Origin of the sequence: Cellulomonas fimi, from assembly GCF_028527925.1 — a bacterium.
Classification (GTDB): domain Bacteria; phylum Actinomycetota; class Actinomycetes; order Actinomycetales; family Cellulomonadaceae; genus Cellulomonas; species Cellulomonas fimi_C.
In genome coordinates this window covers 30,034-45,762 of record NZ_JAPESW010000012.1, presented here as the reverse complement: position 1 = coordinate 45,762, position 15,729 = coordinate 30,034, and the positions used below count along the sequence as shown (strand labels likewise).

General features: G+C 75.0%; 13 protein-coding genes. 7 read left to right on the top strand and 6 right to left on the bottom strand.

Annotated elements, in window-relative coordinates:
* Positions 1-82: 82 nt before the first annotated feature.
* The 5 genes from OMK64_RS07865 to OMK64_RS07845 all read left to right on the top strand — a co-directional run bounded on the left by OMK64_RS07865 (position 83) and on the right by OMK64_RS07845 (position 6,873).
* Entirely contained in the window at positions 83-1,522 is a 1,440-nt protein-coding gene (locus OMK64_RS07865; RefSeq protein WP_272727528.1) for an alpha,alpha-trehalose-phosphate synthase (UDP-forming), read from the top strand.
* Positions 1,515-2,312: a trehalose-phosphatase gene (gene otsB / locus OMK64_RS07860; RefSeq protein WP_272727527.1), complete on the top strand. Its 798-nt coding sequence runs from the start codon at positions 1,515-1,517 to the stop codon at positions 2,310-2,312. Before OMK64_RS07865 ends, otsB begins: the two co-directional genes overlap by 8 nt.
* Positions 2,313-2,375: 63 nt before the next feature.
* A complete protein-coding gene (locus OMK64_RS07855) occupies positions 2,376-4,079 on the top strand; it encodes a BamB-related PQQ repeat family beta-propellar protein (protein ID WP_272727526.1) in 1,704 nt (567 codons plus the stop codon).
* A 219-nt stretch (positions 4,080-4,298) separates the two neighbouring features.
* Positions 4,299-5,426 carry an ABC transporter ATP-binding protein gene (locus OMK64_RS07850; protein ID WP_162354037.1) on the top strand — a complete coding sequence of 376 codons (1,128 nt, stop codon included), beginning with the start codon at positions 4,299-4,301 and terminating at the stop codon, positions 5,424-5,426.
* Between the two features lie 160 nt (positions 5,427-5,586).
* Positions 5,587-6,873, top strand: coding sequence for a DUF4032 domain-containing protein (locus OMK64_RS07845; RefSeq protein WP_272727525.1), 1,287 nt, complete (start codon positions 5,587-5,589; stop codon positions 6,871-6,873).
* 33 nt (positions 6,874-6,906) lie between these two features.
* Here OMK64_RS07845 and rlmB read toward each other — a convergent pair whose 3' ends face one another.
* From rlmB to OMK64_RS07820, 5 genes are all read right to left on the bottom strand, one after another.
* A complete protein-coding gene (gene rlmB, locus OMK64_RS07840; protein ID WP_272727524.1) occupies positions 6,907-7,911 on the bottom strand; it encodes a 23S rRNA (guanosine(2251)-2'-O)-methyltransferase RlmB in 1,005 nt (334 codons plus the stop codon).
* Between the two features lie 78 nt (positions 7,912-7,989).
* Positions 7,990-9,414 (bottom strand): cysteine--tRNA ligase, encoded by a 1,425-nt coding sequence (gene cysS, locus OMK64_RS07835; RefSeq protein ID WP_272727523.1) that lies wholly within the window; start codon positions 9,412-9,414, stop codon positions 7,990-7,992.
* Between the two features lie 80 nt (positions 9,415-9,494).
* Positions 9,495-10,781, bottom strand: a complete 1,287-nt coding sequence (locus OMK64_RS07830) for an alanine racemase (protein ID WP_272727521.1) — start codon at positions 10,779-10,781, stop codon at positions 9,495-9,497.
* On the bottom strand, positions 10,778-12,082 hold the full coding sequence (locus OMK64_RS07825) for an MFS transporter (RefSeq protein ID WP_272727520.1): 1,305 nt from the start codon (positions 12,080-12,082) through the stop codon (positions 10,778-10,780). The genes OMK64_RS07830 and OMK64_RS07825 overlap by 4 nt, the downstream gene beginning before the upstream one ends.
* Positions 12,079-12,750 carry a TetR/AcrR family transcriptional regulator gene (locus tag OMK64_RS07820; protein WP_272727519.1) on the bottom strand — a complete coding sequence of 224 codons (672 nt, stop codon included), beginning with the start codon at positions 12,748-12,750 and terminating at the stop codon, positions 12,079-12,081. Before OMK64_RS07820 ends, OMK64_RS07825 begins: the two co-directional genes overlap by 4 nt.
* 163 nt (positions 12,751-12,913) lie before the next feature.
* Between OMK64_RS07820 and OMK64_RS07815 the strand changes: the two genes are divergently transcribed.
* Both OMK64_RS07815 and OMK64_RS21065 read left to right on the top strand, forming a co-directional pair.
* Positions 12,914-14,281, top strand: coding sequence for an FAD-linked oxidoreductase, L-gulonolactone oxidase family (locus OMK64_RS07815; protein WP_272727574.1), 1,368 nt, complete (start codon positions 12,914-12,916; stop codon positions 14,279-14,281).
* 117 nt (positions 14,282-14,398) lie between these two features.
* On the top strand, positions 14,399-15,349 hold the full coding sequence (locus OMK64_RS21065; protein ID WP_272727518.1) for an NADP-dependent oxidoreductase: 951 nt from the start codon (positions 14,399-14,401) through the stop codon (positions 15,347-15,349).
* A gap of 135 nt (positions 15,350-15,484) precedes the next feature.
* Here the strand turns inward: OMK64_RS21065 and OMK64_RS07805 are convergent, their stop codons facing one another.
* Complete coding sequence (locus OMK64_RS07805; protein WP_272727517.1) at positions 15,485-15,709, bottom strand: hypothetical protein; 225 nt, start codon at positions 15,707-15,709, stop codon at positions 15,485-15,487.
* Between the last annotated feature and the right edge of the window lie 20 nt (positions 15,710-15,729).

The window sequence follows — 15,729 nt, the reverse complement described above, 5'->3', positions numbered from 1 at the left end:
CGCGCGTCGCGTCCGTCCGTGACCAGGGGCGCTCACCTGGTCGGACGGCTAGGGTCGACGCAGACCCGAGGAGTTGATCGCGTTGCCTTCCGACGTGCACGACGCCGGCTACGACCTGCTCGTCGTCGCGAACCGTCTCCCCGTCGACGTCGCGCTGGGCGACGACGGCGAGCCGACCTGGACCCGCTCCCCCGGCGGTCTCGTGACCGCCCTGGCGCCCGTGATGGCGGGCGCCGACGGTGCCTGGATCGGCTGGGGCGGCTCACCCGACCTCGAGCTCGAGCCGTTCGAGGTGGACGGCACGCAGCTCGTCCCCGTGACGCTGAGCCAGGCCGACGTCGAGCGGTACTACGAGGGGTTCGCCAACGACACCCTGTGGCCGCTCTACCACGACGTGATCGCGCCGCCGACGTTCCACCGGCAGTGGTGGGACGCCTACCAGCGCGTCAACAAGCGGTTCGCCGAGGCGGCCGCCAAGGCCGCGTCGAAGGGCGCGACGGTGTGGGTGCACGACTACCAGCTGCAGCTCGTCCCGAAGATGCTGCGCGAGCTGCGCCCCGACCTGCGGATCGGCTACTTCCACCACATCCCGTTCCCGCCGCTGGAGATCTTCGCGCAGCTCCCGTGGCGCCGCCAGGTCGTCGAGGGCCTGCTCGGTGCGGACCTGGTCGGCTTCCAGCGCGCCGGGGACGCGGCGAACTTCGTGCGGATCGTGCGGCGCCTGACGGACCTCACGACGCGCGGCCAGGTCGTCACGCTCATGAAGCACGGCCGCGTCGACCGGCACGTGCGGGCCGCGGCGTTCCCGATCTCGATCGACTCGCACGCGTTCGACGACCTGGCACGCAGCCACGACGTGCAGATGCGCGCCAAGCAGATCCGGCACGAGCTGGGCGACCCGGAGGTGCTGCTCCTCGGCGTCGACCGGCTCGACTACACCAAGGGCATCCGGCACCGCATCAAGGCGTACGGCGAGCTCCTCGAGGACGGCCGCCTGTCGCCCAGCACGACGACGCTCGTGCAGGTCGCGAGCCCGAGCCGCGAGAACGTCGGCGCGTACCAGCAGCTGCGCGACGAGGTCGAGCTGCTCGTCGGACGCATCAACGGCGACTTCGGCCAGGTCGGGCACGCGCCGGTGCAGTACCTGCACCAGTCGTTCCCGATGGAGGAGATGGCGGCCCTGTACCTCGCGGCCGACGTCATGCTCGTGACCGCGCTGCGCGACGGGATGAACCTCGTCGCGAAGGAGTACGTCGCGGCGCGCTCGGACGACCGCGGCGCGCTCGTCCTGTCGGAGTTCACGGGCGCCGCCGACGAGCTGCAGGGCGCGGTCCTGGTGAACCCGCACGACATCGACGGCATGAAGGACGCGATCACGTACGCCGTGCACATGGACCAGCGGGAGGCGCGCAAGCGCATGCGCCGCCTGCGTCGCCGCGTGCTCGGTCACGACGTGACCGCCTGGTCGAAGGAGTTCCTCGCGGTGCTGACGGCGATCCCCGCCCGGACGGACCATGTCTGACGCCCCCGCGGGCGCCGCGGCCCTGCGGGACACGCTCGCCGACCTCGTCGCCGACCCCGCGTCCCGCCCGCTGCTCGTCGCGCTCGACTTCGACGGCACGCTCGCGCCCCTCCAGGACGACCCGCAGGCGTCGCGCATCCTGCCCGACGGCGTCGACGCGCTCACGCGGCTGGCCGCCGCCGAGGGCGTCGCGCTCGCGCTCGTGTCCGGCCGCGCGATGAACGACCTGCACGCACTCGCCGAGGTCCCGCCCGGCACGTACCTGGTCGGGAGCCACGGCGCGGAGCGGGCGCGCGTCACGCGCTACGGCCTCGACCGGGACGTCGTGCAGCTCACCGACGAGCAGGCGGACCGGCTCGCCGCGCTCGGCGCGGAGGCCGCTCAGGTCGCGCGCGGTCGCGACGGCGTCTGGGTCGAGACCAAGCCGACCGCGGTCGTCGTGCACACCCGGCTCGCCGAGCCCGACGTGGCCGAGCCCGCCGAGACCGAGGCGATCGCGCTCGGCGAGCGGCTCGGGTCGGGGGTCCTGCACGGCAAGGACGTCGTCGAGATCTCCGTGCTGCGCGCGAGCAAGGGCGAGGCGCTGACCGCGCTGCGCGACGAGCTCGGTGCGCCGGTCGTCCTGTACGCGGGCGACGACGTGACCGACGAGCACGCGTTCGCCGCGCTCGCCGACGGCGACGTCACCGTGAAGGTCGGTCCGGGCGACACGCGCGCGCGGTTCCGCGTCGACGACCCGCACGCCGCGGTCGCGGTGCTCGCGGACCTCGCGGCGCAGCTGCACGCCTGACCGTCCCGCGGCCTCACCCGCTCTCCGCCCGCGCCCGCGCGGACCCGGGGTTACCGTGACGAGATGTCCGGCCGCATGCAGGACGTGCACCTCGTCGAGGTCGATGAGCACGACGACGGACCGGTCACGCCCGGCCGGCGGACCGGTGCGCGCGGCGACGCACCCCGTCGGCGCGGGACCCGCCCGGCCGCGGCCGCAGCACCCCACGCGCCGGGAGGACCGGCCGACCCCGACGACCCGGCGGCGCCGGACACCGCGAGCGCTGCGGCGCCGGACGTCGCCGCGGGAGCGTCCGGCGACCCCCGCGACCCCGCGGCCGCCGCGCGCGGTTGGGTCCGCCGGCACCTGCGCGTCCTCGTCCCCGCGGTGGTCGCCGTCGCCGCGCTGCTCGTCGGCGCGCAGGCGCTGCTCGACGCGCGCGAGCGGGCCAGGGTCGACGCGCTCGCCGACGTCCGCGGGGTGCTGCGTCCCGTCGACCCCGGGCTCGCGGTGCGCTGGGCCGCAGGCGCCGAGGACGCGCGCGTCGTGGAGTCGGGCGTCCTCGTCGCGGGCCTCGTCGTGGGCGTCGCGCCGCTGCCGGCGGCACAGGTCCAGGTGCGCGCGCTCGACGAGCGCACCGGCGCGCTGCGCTGGACGCGCGACCTCGACCTGCCGACGCCTCTCATGACGCTCGACGCGGCGAGCCCCGCGACGTGGACGGTCTGCACGACCGCGGGTGCAGCCGCCGAGGACGCGCCCGCCCGGCCGCAGGGTGCGCGACCGCCCGTCGTCGCGTGCCTCGCGCAGCAGCCTGGCTCGGACATCGGCCCCGCACCCGACGTGTCGCTGTGGTTCCTCGACGCGCGCGACGGCACGGTCCTGTCCACCCGGCGGCTGCCGGGCGACACCGCGTTCACGGTGCTGGACGGCCGGTTCCTCACCGCGACCCGCGTCGACGAGCAGGAGGACTCGACCCGGTGGCGCGTCACCGCGACCGACCCCGCGACCCGCGACGCGCTGTGGACGTGGACGACGCCCCGGATCCCCGCCCCGCGCGTCACGCAGCCGACCGACGTGTGGTCGTCGTCGTTCGCGTCGCTCGACGCGCGCGGCGACCGGGTGCTGCTCGCCGTCGGGTCGTCGTCGTGGCTGCTCGACGCGGACGGCGCGCTCCTGCGCCGGGACCGGCTCGAACCGGGGTGGTGGCCGGAGCTCGCGCGCGGCGGCGCGGTCGTGCACTCGACCTGGTCGGAGGACGGGCGGCCGCAGTCACGGCTCCTGCGCCCCGACGGCACGCGCGCGACGGTCGACGCGACACCCCTGTGGCTCACGGTCGACGACGGCTCGGCGCCGGGCGCGGTGCTGTTCGCGACGCGCGACGTCGGACCGTCGGGCGTGGTCGCGTCGGTCTCCGCGCGGGACGCGTCGTCGGGCGACCTGCGGTGGCGCGTGACGGGCCTGGAGGCGACGTCGGCGGTCCTGCTCGACGAGCACCTGTACGTCGTGGGGTCGGACGGTCTCGCCGCGATCGACGCCCGGACGGGCCGCGTGGTGTGGACGACACCGCTCGCCCGCACGGTGGACGAGATCGCCACGGACGGCCGCTGGCTGCTGCTGCGGGGTCCGGGACCGGTGGTCGAGGCGTACGCGACCGCGGACGGCGGCCGCGCGTGGCGCGCGGACCTCACGGGCGAGGCGCTCGAGGCGGGGACGAGCCTACGGGTGGGGTGGCAGGTGCCGCGGATGTACGCGCTGCGCACCGACGGGTCGGTCGCGGTGCTCGGCTGACCGGCGCTCCGCGCGGGCCCCTGAGACCCCCGCGCGCGTGCGCGCCGGTCGCGGTGACGGTTGCCCCGGCCGACGAGACGCAGGTCACGTGTGTGGCATGATGACCTCGGACCGAGGACGGGCCTTCGCCCCCCTCGGTCCGTGTCAGCGAAGACACTCTGACACCCTCCACAACGGATCGTCCGGCACGTACCTGCCGGTGAAGGGAACGGATCAGACATGGCTACGGTCACGTTCGACAAGGCCACCCGGGTCTACCCGGGCACGGAGCGCCCCGCGGTCGACTCGCTCGACCTGCACATCGAGGACGGCGAGTTCCTCGTCCTCGTCGGCCCCTCCGGCTGCGGCAAGTCCACCTCGCTCCGCATGCTCGCGGGTCTCGAGGACGTCAACGCGGGTCGCATCCTCATCGGCGACCGCGACGTCACGGACGTCCAGCCGAAGGACCGGGACATCGCGATGGTGTTCCAGAACTACGCGCTGTACCCGCACATGACGGTCGCCGACAACATGGGCTTCGCGCTCAAGATCGCCGGCACGCCGAAGGCGGAGATCCGCCAGCGCGTCGAGGAGGCCGCCAAGATCCTCGACCTCTCCCAGTACCTCGACCGCAAGCCGAAGGCCCTCTCGGGTGGTCAGCGTCAGCGTGTCGCCATGGGCCGCGCCATCGTGCGTCAGCCCCAGGTGTTCCTCATGGACGAGCCGCTGTCGAACCTCGACGCCAAGCTCCGCGTCCAGACCCGTACGCAGATCGCGTCGCTGCAGCGTCGTCTCGGTGTCACCACCGTCTACGTCACGCACGACCAGACCGAGGCCCTGACGATGGGTGACCGCATCGCGGTCCTCAAGGACGGCCTCCTGCAGCAGGTCGGCACGCCGCGCGACATGTACGACACCCCGGCCAACGTCTTCGTCGCCGGCTTCATCGGCTCGCCGGCCATGAACATCGCGACCGTCCCGGTCCTCGAGGGTGCCGCGCAGCTCGGCCGTGCGCGCGTCTCGCTGCCGCGCGACGTCATCGCCAAGTTCACCGAGGCCGACCGCAACCACATCACGCTCGGCTTCCGTCCGGAGGCGCTCGAGGTCGTCCCGCAGGGCACCCCCGACGCGATCCCGGTCATCGTGAACATCGTCGAGGAGCTCGGCTCGGACGCGTTCCTCTACGCGTCGCTCACGAACGAGTTCGGTGGCGCCGAGGCCGTGCACTCCGGTGCCGGCGACGCGCAGATCATCGTCCGCATCGACCCGCGCGGCGTCCCCGCCAAGGGCGAGACCGTCTGGGTCCGCATCCGCGAGGGCCAGCAGCACCTGTTCCACGCGGGCACCGGTGAGCGCATCACGGTCTGATCGCTCCCTGCAGCACCGCCGACGGGCGGGTCCGGCTCCGGCCGGGCCCGCCCGTCGGGCTTTCCACCGCACGGCTTGTGCGGGTCGACCACAGCACCTCCCCGACATCGGTGCCCGTCCGCGGGGTCGCCCCGTCGGACCACTCTGAGAGGATCGGGGCATGAGCCCGACGCCGCAGCGCCTGCAGATCACCGCGGCCAACCCGGACCCCGCGCTCCTCGACCTGCCGTGGCAGGTGCCCCTGGAGGACTGGCCGGCCGAGACGCTGGCCGCGCTCCCCCGCGGCATCTCACGCCACATCGTGCGGTTCGTGCGGCTGTCGGGCCGGGTCATCGCGGTCAAGGAGATCGGCGAGACGGTCGCCTACCGCGAGTACGAGCTGCTGCGCCAGCTCGACCGCATCGACGTGCCCAGCGTCGTGCCCGTCGGCGTCATCACCGGCCGTCGTGACCCCGACGGCGAGCCGCTCGAGGCCGTGCTCATCACCGAGCACCTGCAGTTCTCGCTGCCGTACCGCGCGCTGTTCAGCCAGTCGCTGCGCCCCGACACCGCGACGCGGCTCATCGACGCGCTCGCCGTGCTGCTCGTCCGCCTGCACCTGGCGGGCTTCTACTGGGGTGACGTGTCGCTGTCGAACACCCTGTTCCGCCGCGACGCGGAGACGTTCGCCGCGTACCTCGTCGACGCCGAGACGGGCGACCTGCACGACACCCTGACGACGGGTCAGCGCGAGTACGACCTCGAGGTCGCTCGGGTCAACATCATCGGCGAGCTCATGGACCTGCAGGCCGGCGAGTTCCTCGAGGAGGACGTCGACGCCGTCGCGATCGGCAACGCGCTCGCCGAGCGGTACCGCGAGCTGTGGCGCGCGCTCACCGAGACCGAGTCGTTCGGCTACGGCGAGCGGTGGCGCGTGCAGGCGCGCATCGACCGCCTCAACGACCTCGGGTTCGACGTCGGCGAGCTCGACATCACGACCGACGTCGGCGGCACGACCGTGCAGATCCAGCCGAAGGTCGTCGACGCGGGCCACCACTCGCGCCGCCTCATGCGCCTGACCGGCCTCGACGTGCAGGAGAACCAGGCCCGTCGCCTGCTCAACGACCTCGACGAGTACCGGGCCGCGACGGACCGGCAGCGTGAGGACGAGGCGTTCGTCGCGCACGACTGGCTCACCGAGGTGTTCGAGCCCGCCGTGCGCGCCGTCCCGCGGGACCTGCGGCACAAGCTCGAGCCCGCGCAGGTGTTCCACGAGCTGCTCGACCACCGGTGGTACCTGTCGCAGCAGCACGGGCGCGACGTGCCGATGCCCGAGGTCGTCAAGAGCTACGTGAAGAACATCCTGCCGACGCGCCCCGACGAGGACGCGATCCTGGGCGTGCAGTCGGGCGACATCCGCGACACCGACATGTTCCCCCAGGTCGAGGACGACCAGCTCCTCGGGTGAGCGAGGCGGGCCGCTGAGGTCGAGCAGGCCGCGTCAGGAGGCGCGGCGGCGGGCGACCTCGTAGAGCGCGATGCCCGCGGCGACACCCGCGTTGAGCGACTCGACGGCTGACGCGATCGGGATGGACGCGATCGCGTCGCACTGCTCGCGCACCAGGCGCGACAGGCCCTTGCCCTCCGAGCCGACGACGAGCACGAGCGGGTCCTCGGCGAACGCGACGTCGCCGATCGCGACGTCGCCGCCGCCGTCGAGCCCGACGACGAACACGCCGGCCTCCCGGTACGCCTGCAGCGTCCGCACGAGGTTCTTCACGCGCGCGACGGGGACACGCGCCGCGGCCCCCGCGGACACCTTCCACGCCGACGCGGTGACGCCCGCGGCGCGACGCTCGGGCACGAGCACGCCGTGCGCGCCGAACGCCCCGGCGGACCGCAGCACCGCGCCGAGGTTGCGCGGGTCGGTCACGCCGTCGAGCGCGACGACGAGCGCCGGCTGCTCGGACGCCTCGGCGGCGTCGAGCAGGTCCTCGTCGTCGGCGTACGCGTACGGGGGCACCTGGATGGCGACGCCCTGGTGCACGGAGCCGTCGGTGAGCCGGTCGAGCTCGGTGCGGCTGACCTCGAGCAGCGGGTAGCCGGCCTCGGCGGCCGTCGAGACGATCTCGCGCGTGCGGTCGTCGGCCTCGAGGCGCGCGGCGAGGTAGACGGTCGAGACCGGGATGCCGGCGCGCAGCGCCTCGACGACCGAGTTCCGCCCGGACACGATCTCGTGCGTCGACGACGTGCGACCGCCGCGCCCCCCGGCCGCGCTGCGCGACGCGGACGCGGACCGCTGGCCGGACCGGCCCTGCCCCGCGACCGCGCGCTTCTCGGCGGCGACCTTCTTCTTGTACGCCGTGTGGTACGGGCGGTCCTCGGCCTTCGGCGTCGGCCCCTTGCCCTCGAGCGACTTGCGGCCGTGCCCGCCGGTGCCGACGGTCGCGCCCTTCTTCGAGCCCGGCTTGCGGGTCGCGCCTCGGCGCTGGGAGTTGCCGGCCATGGGTGCTGTCTCCTACGTCTGGTGATGCGTGCGTCGTGCTCGGGTCGGGCCCGGACCGGTGCCCGGTCGGGCCGCGGGTCAGGCCTCGGGTCGCAGGGACCAGCGGGCCCCGGTGGGCGAGTCCTCGACGACGATGCCGGCCGCGGCGAGGCGGTCGCGGATCGCGTCGGCGGTCGCGAAGTCACGGTCGGCGCGCGCCTGCGCCCGGGCCTCGAGCTGGCCGGCGACGACCGCGTCGAGCGCGGACGCGTACCGCTCGTCGCCGCCGCGCGCCGCCCACTGCGGGCTGCCCGGGTCGAGGCCGAGGACGTCGAGCATCGCGCGCAGCTGCACCATCTCGGCCCGGGCCGCCTGCAGGTCGCCGGACGCGAGCGCGCCGTTGCCCAGGCGCAGGTGCTCGTGCACCACCGCGAGCGCGGCGGGCACGTTGAGGTCGTCGTCCATCGCGGCGACGAACGCGTCGGGCAGGTCGGCCTTGGCGACCTCGTCGAGATCTGCGGCGCCGACCTTCTCGGCCGCGCGCTCGACGAACCCCGCCAGCCGGTCCCAGGTCGCCTCGGCCTCGCGCAGCGAGTCGTCGGTCCACTCGAGCATCGAGCGGTACTGCACGGCCGTGAGCGCGTACCGGAGCACAGCGGCGCGCACGCCCTGGAGGACGACGTCGACGAGCAGCCCGTTGCCGAGCGACTTGCTCATCTTCGCGCCGCCCTGCGTGACCCAGCCGTTGTGCAGCCAGTACTGCGCGAACCCGTACCCCGCGGCGTGCGACTGCGCCTGCTCGTTCTCGTGGTGCGGGAACCGCAGGTCGAGTCCGCCGCCGTGGATGTCGAACGCGTCGCCGAGGTACCGCCGCGCCATCGCCGAGCACTCGAGGTGCCAGCCGGGCCGCGCACGTCCCCACGGGGTGTCCCACGACGCGCTGGTCGGCTCGCCCGGCTTGGGCGACTTCCACAGGGCGAAGTCCCGCGCGTCGCGCTTGGTCACGCCCGACGCGTCGTCCGGGGCCGGGACCATGTCGTCGACGCGCTGGTTGGTGAGCGCGCCGTACTCGGGGTAGGAGCGGACGTCGAACCACACGTCACCCGGACCGGTCGTGTACGCATGACCGGCCTCGACGAGCCGGTCGACGAGCTCGACCATGGCCGGGACGTGCCCCGTCGCGCGCGGCTCGTACGTCGGCGGCAGCACGCCCAGCGCGTCGTACGCGGCCGTGAACGCGCGCTCGTTCGCCATCGCCCACGCCCACCACGGCTCACCCGCGTCGGCGGCCTTGGCCAGGATCTTGTCGTCGATGTCGGTGACGTTGCGGACCATCGTCACGCGGTGGCCCGTGCGGCGCAGCCAGCGCACGAGCACGTCGAACGCGACGCCGGACCGGACGTGGCCGATGTGCGGGGGCGCCTGGACGGTCGCGCCGCACAGGTAGATGCCGACCTCGCCCGCGGTGAGCGGGACGAAGTCGCGCACCGTGCGGGTCGCGGTGTCGAACAGGCGCAGGGTCACGCCCGTCATCGTACGGGTCATCCCCTGGCCGTCGCCGCCGTCACGGCTGCTCAACGGCCGGGACCCGCGTCCGGGCCGTGTCAGCCGAAGGTGCGGCCCTCGCCCCGGTACGTCGGCACGGTCGCCTCGACGGAGGTGCCGCGCACGAGGTGCACGTCGGCGAACCGCTCCATGACCTCGCCGGCCTTGGCGTGCCGGAACCACACGCGGTCACCGACGCGCAGGTCGGCGCCCGACGAGAGCCGCAGCGGCGTCTGCACCTCGCCGGCGCCCTCGCGGCCGGTGAGCGCGAGCCCGCCGGGCCACACCGGGCGCGGGAGCCGCGTCCTCACGGCCGGGCCGGACGCGACGTACCCGCCGCCGAAGACGGTCGCCCAGCCCGGTCCGGGCACCCGGACGACGTCGAGGCCGAAGAACGCCGCCGGGCGCGGCTCGAACGCGCGGTACCGGTCGAAGAGCGTCGGGACGAACAGCCCGGAGCCTGCGGTGACCTCGGTGACGGTCCCGTCGGAGACGCTGGTCTCGACCGAGCCCGACCCGCCCGAGTTCACGAGGTCGAGCGGGTGCCCGACGGCGTCCTGCACGGCCTCGACGACGGCGGCGCGCCGGACCGCGAGGTCCGCGACGGACAGCCGCTTGACGGCACGGACGGCGGGGCTGGTGTCGGGCAGGCCGGCCACCTGTGCCTCGTAGAACATGACGCCGCGCACGACGAGCGGTCCCCGGGCCTCGACGGCGGCGGCGAGCACGGCGGCGTCGGCGGCCGAGTGCACCGGGGAGCGGCGGACGCCGAGGTGCGCGCGCAGCGGCCCGAGGCGCACGCGCAGCGACGCGTCGACGTCGAGGCACACCCGCAGCGTCGTCCCGTGCGCCACGGCCGCGTGGGCGGCGAGGTCGGCCTGCGCGACGTCGTCGACCATGAGCGTCACGGCCGCCGCGGCGCGCGGGTCGGCCGCGAGCTCGTCGAGCGCGCCCGCGTCGACGCTCGGGTAGCCGAGCAGCACGTCGTCGACGCCCTCGCGCGCGAGCCACACGGCCTCGCGCACCGAGTACGCCATGACGCCGGCGAACCCGGGCCGGGCGAGCACGTCGTGCAGGACGTGCCGGACCCGCACCGACTTCGACGCGACGCGGATCGGCGTCCCGCCCGCGCGGCGGACCAGGTCGGTCGCGTTGGCGTCGAGCGCGTCGAGGTCGACCACGGCGAGCGGGGCCGGCAGGCCGCGCGTCGCCTCGTCGAGCCGCGCACCGAGCGTGCCCGTCGCCGCGGCGGCACGCGCGGACGCCGCGCCCGCGTCGGGTCGGCCCTCGCTCGTGAGGAACGCGTCGCCCGGCCGGAGCGTGCCCGGGGCCGCGTCGCGGCTCATCGCGCGGCTCCGTCGGTCGGCGGGACGGCTCCGCCCGAGGAGGTGACGGCGCCGGCCGCCGCACCGGGTGCGTCCGTCCGCCCGCCGTCCGCGCTCCCGCGCCGTCCGAAGCGCGGCGCGACCACGGCGACCGCCACGACGAGCAGCACGGGGACGACGAACCCGACGCGCAGCGTGGACCCGGAGCCGATCGCGCCGACGAGCACGCCGCCGAGCACCGCACCGACGTAGTTGAAGATGTTGAGCCGCGCGACGACGGCGTCGGCATGCCCGGGCGCGAGCGCACCGGCGGCCGAGAAGCACAGCGGCGCGATCACGCCGAGCCCGGCCCCCGTGACGGCGAACCCGAGCAGCGCGACGGGCGTCCCGGGCGCGACGACGACGAGCGTGAGCCCGATCGCACCGACGACCGCGGCGACGCGGACGACGACGGCACGCCCGTGCCGCCGGACCAGCGGGTCGCCCGCGACGCGCGAGACGAGCGTCGTCGCGAGGTAGGCGGCGTACCCGAGCGGCGCGACGCGGGCCGTCGCGGCGAGCACGTCGCCGAGGTAGATGGTCGACCACGTGGAGACCGCGGTGTCCGCGACGTAGTACGCGACGACGCCGAGGCCGAGCAGCAGCACGGGCCCCCACGGCACGCGCCCGCCGACGTCGGTGCTCACGTCGCCGGTCGGGTCGGCCGCGGCTCCACCCGCCCGTCCGGGGTGCCAGCCCGCGGAGGCGACGAGGACGGCGGCTGCCGCGGCGACGAGGATGCCGGACCAGAGCACGAACGCGACCGGCTCGACGGGCGTGCGGCCCGCGGTGACGGACACGAGCACGGCGCCCGCGATGCCACCGACCGACCACGCGGCGTAGAAGCCGGTCAGGAGCGAGCGGCCGTAGACCCGCTGCACGGACACGGCCTGCATGTTGGTGCCCGCGTCGACGAGCCCGAGCCCGAGCCCGTAGACCGCGAAGCCGAGCGCGAGGACCGCGAAGCTCGGCGCGGTGGAGACCACGGCGACCGCGCTGACGAGGACGCACAGCCCGGTGGCGAGCGCCCCGCGGCTGCCTGCACGGCCGCGGGCGACGCGGTCCGCGACGAGCGTGCCCACGGCGGCGAGCGCGCACACACCGAGGACGACGAGCGTGATCTGCCCGTCGTCGACGCCGTACCGGTCCTTGAACTGGTCGAGGCTTGTCAGCAGGAGCGCGTAGACGAACCCCTGCGTGGCGAACCCGCCCGACGTCGCGACCCGGGCACGCCGGGCCGCGGTGCCGACTGCGCTGGTCCCCCTGGTGACGTCGGCGCTCACGCGGTGGACTGCTCGTCCGCGCGCGCGGACGTGCCCTGCGGCAGACCGTGGTCGAGCGCCTCGGGCGCGAGCTCGACGGGGACGGCCATCGCGGCGAGGTACTGCCCGAAGCCCTGCAGCCCGCGCCGCGCGGCCTCGGAGTCGCCGTCGACGAGCCACGCGAGCGAGTAGCCGTCGACCACGGCGACGACGGCCCGCGCGACGTGCGCGCGCGGGACGGTCCAGCCGACGTGCGCGGCCTTCTCGACGAGCTCGAGCACCTGCTCGGCGGCGGACCACTGCCCCCGGTACTGCTCGATCGCGACCTGGTTGAGCTCGGCGTGCCGCAGGGACGACGTCGTGAGCTCGTAGGACAGCAGCTGCGGGCCGCGCGCGGACGCGATCGTGTCCCACAGTGCGTCGAGCACGGCGCCCACGATGGTCCCGACCTCGGCGCCCTCGGGCAGGTCGTCGAGGCTGCGCGCCAGGTTCTGCGCGGTGATGGCGTGCGCCATGGACCGCAGGAGCTCGTCCTTGTCCTGGAAGCAGTAGTGCACGACGCCGAGCGACACGCCCGCCTCGGCGGCGATGGCGCGCACCGTGGCGGCGTCGATGCCGTCCCGGCTCGCGACGGTGAGCGCAGCCTCGATCAGCTGCTCGCGCCTCTCGGCGACGGGCAAGCGGTTCATCCGGGTCCCCTCCCTCGAGCGACGTCCCCTCACCGGCCCGACCGCCGGTCGCGTCGAGGGTGCGTCGCGTCTCCCCACGCCATATCTCAATGTCACTCGTGACGATAGTCAAGGTATGTACGCACTTGACTTGGACAACCGCCCAGGAGGACCGTGGGTGACGATGGGGAGGACGTCGGCCGCCACGCCCTGGCAGAACTGGGCCCGCACCGCGCTCGCGACGCCGCGCAGCGTGGCGCGCCCGCATGACCTGGGGGAACTCGTGGCGACCGTGCGCGCCGCGGCGCACGCGGGGCTGCGCGTGCGGGCGGTGGGCGGTGGTCACTCCTTCACGCCCGCGGCGGTCACGGACGGCGTGCAGGTCCACCTCGACGCGATCGACGCGCTCGAGCGTGTCGCGCCGCAGCCGGACGGCACGACGCACGTGACCGTCGGCGCCGGCATCCGGCTGGGCGCGCTCAACACCCTGCTCGCGCAGCACGGCCTGGCCATGCGCAACCTCGGCGACATCGACAAGCAGTCGATCGCGGGCGCGGTCTCGACCGGCACGCACGGCACGGGCGCACGGCTCGGCGGCCTCGCGACGCAGGTCGTCGGCGCCCGCCTGGTCCTCGCCGACGGTGAGGTGCTCGAGGTCTCGTCCCGCCGGCACCCGGAGCTGTTCGAGCTCGCGCGGCTCGGCCTCGGCAGCGTCGGCGTCCTCGCGGCCGTGACGCTCGAGGTGGTGCCCGCCTTCCGCCTCGAGGCGCGCGAGGAGCCGTGGCCCCTCGACCGCGTGCTCGAGGAGCTCGAGGGACCCGACGGGCTCGTCGACGGCAACGACCACTTCGAGTTCTACTGGTTCCCGCACACCCGTCGGGCGCTCACCAAGCGCAACAACCGGGTCCCCGACGACGACGTCCGCCCCCTGAGCCCGGTCCGCTCGTGGATCGACGACGAGCTGCTCTCCAACGCGGTGTTCGCGCTCACCAACCGCATCGCGACGCTCGTGCCGCCGACGACGGTCGGCCTCAACCAGCTGAGCAGCCGCGCGCTGTCGCCCCGCCGCTACACGGCCCCCTCGGCGGAGGTCTTCGTCTCGCCCCGACGCGTCCGCTTCCGCGAGATGGAGTACGCGGTCCCGCGCGAGAGCGTCGCCGACGTGCTGGCCGAGGTCGACGCGTGGATCCAGTCGTCCGGCGAGCGGCTGCCCTTCCCGGTCGAGGTGCGCTTCGCGGCGGCCGACGACCTGTGGCTGTCGACCGCGCACGGCCGACCGACCGCGTACGTCGCCGTCCACCAGAACGTGCACCTGCCGTACACGCGGTACTTCAGGGCGGTCGAGCGGATCGCCGCCCAGGTCGGCGGGCGGCCGCACTGGGGCAAGCTGCACTGGCTCGACGCGGAGGCGCTCGGACGGGTGTACCCGCGGTTCTGCGACGCGCAGCGCGTGCGGGCCACGGCCGACCCCGGCGGCACGTTCACCAACGCGTACCTCGACCAGGTCCTCGGGCCGGTGCCGCACGACGAGCAGGCGCCGCGCGCCGCCTGACCCTCGCGCTGGACCTGCGACCAGGTCGGAGCGGGTCCGGTCACTCGTGCGAGTGATGACGTGCATGCGCACGCATCAACCCTGGCGGCGGACGGGTGACCGGTGCAGGCTGTGCCGGTGAGTGTCACGAGCAGGGCTGTGGTCGCGACCGCGTTCGGTGGGCCGGAGGTGCTCCGCACCGTCGAGACCGCACCGACGGACCCCGGACCGGGCAACGTGCTCCTCGAGGTCCGGGCCGCCGCGGTCAACCCGATCGACTGGAAGATGTACGCGCCGGGCCCGGGCAACGACCCCGCGAGGCTGCCGATGCGGCTGGGGCTCGAGGTCGCCGGGGTCGTCACCGCCGTCGGGCCGTCGGTGCGCTGGCTCGCCGTCGGCGACGAGGTGATCGCCTGGCGCGTCACCGGCGGGTACGCGTCCCACCTCGAGGTGTCGGAGCTCGTCACGTGCCGACGTCCGCAGACGCTCGACTGGGCCGCCGCGTCGGGGCTGCTGCTCTCGGGCACGACCGCCGTGCACACGCTGGCCGCGACGGGCGCGCACGACGGCGACGTCGTCCTCGTCCACGGCGGCTCGGGCGGGGTCGGTCGCATGGTCGTGCAGCTCGCGGGCCTGCGCGGCGCTCGCGTCGTCGCGACCGGCTCCCCCGCGACGCACGACGACCTACGCGCGCTCGGGGCGGTCCCCGTCGCGCACGGGCCCGGCCTGCTGGACCGCGTGCGGGAGGTCGAGCGGACGACGGGCCCCGTCACGGTGGCGATCGACACGGTCGGGTCGGACGAGGCGCTCGACGTGTCCGTCGCGGTCGTCGCGGACCGGCAGCGCGTCGCGACCATCGCCGGCTTCGGCCGCGCCGCCGACCTGGGGATCCGCGCGCTCGGCGGCGGCCCGGGCGCCGACCCGGGGACCGCGGTCCGGGAGGCGGCCCGCGCGCAGCTCGCCGAGCTCGCCGCCGACGGGTCGCTCGACGTCCGGGTCGCCCGGACGTTCCCGCTCGACGACGCCGCCGAGGCGCACCGTGCGAGCCGCGAGGGTCACGCGCGCGGCAAGCTGGTGCTGATCCCCTGACGCCGGGGGTCGGGGCGCGCGCACGCGGCCGTGCCGGCGGCGGGACCGCCCTGGCACGTCGCCCGCGGTCGGCCCGCGACGTCGGCCGGACGGGTGTCCGGCGACCCGAGCGCGCAGCCTGACGCCGACGTGCGGTCAGAACGTGACGGGCGGCGGTGCGTCCTGACCCAGCGCGCGGCGCTGCTCGTCGTCCAGGTCCGCGAGGCCCTGCTCGGTCGCGGCCAGCACGTCCGCGGGCACACGCACCCGCACGCGGACGCGGTTTCCGGGCTGACGCAGCGGGAGCGACGCGGAGCGGGCAGCCGAGAGCGCTCCCACGCCCTCAGGCGCGGGCCCCTGCTCCTCGGACCACTTCGTCACGACCCGGGACGCTAGCGCAG

Bases quoted from the DNA above. Each gene is read 5' to 3' on its own strand.
- OMK64_RS07850 (WP_162354037.1), top strand. From the start codon at position 4,299: ATGGCTACGGTCACGTTCGACAAGGCCACCCGGGTCTACCCGGGCACG.
- OMK64_RS07855 (WP_272727526.1), top strand. From the start codon at position 2,376: ATGTCCGGCCGCATGCAGGACGTGCACCTCGTCGAGGTCGATGAGCAC.
- OMK64_RS07815 (WP_272727574.1), top strand. From the start codon at position 12,914: ATGGGGAGGACGTCGGCCGCCACGCCCTGGCAGAACTGGGCCCGCACC.
- OMK64_RS07830 (WP_272727521.1), bottom strand. From the start codon at position 10,781: ATGAGCCGCGACGCGGCCCCGGGCACGCTCCGGCCGGGCGACGCGTTC.
- rlmB (WP_272727524.1), bottom strand. From the start codon at position 7,911: ATGGCCGGCAACTCCCAGCGCCGAGGCGCGACCCGCAAGCCGGGCTCG.
- OMK64_RS07820 (WP_272727519.1), bottom strand. From the start codon at position 12,750: ATGAACCGCTTGCCCGTCGCCGAGAGGCGCGAGCAGCTGATCGAGGCT.
- otsB (WP_272727527.1), top strand. From the start codon at position 1,515: ATGTCTGACGCCCCCGCGGGCGCCGCGGCCCTGCGGGACACGCTCGCC.
- OMK64_RS07845 (WP_272727525.1), top strand. From the start codon at position 5,587: ATGAGCCCGACGCCGCAGCGCCTGCAGATCACCGCGGCCAACCCGGAC.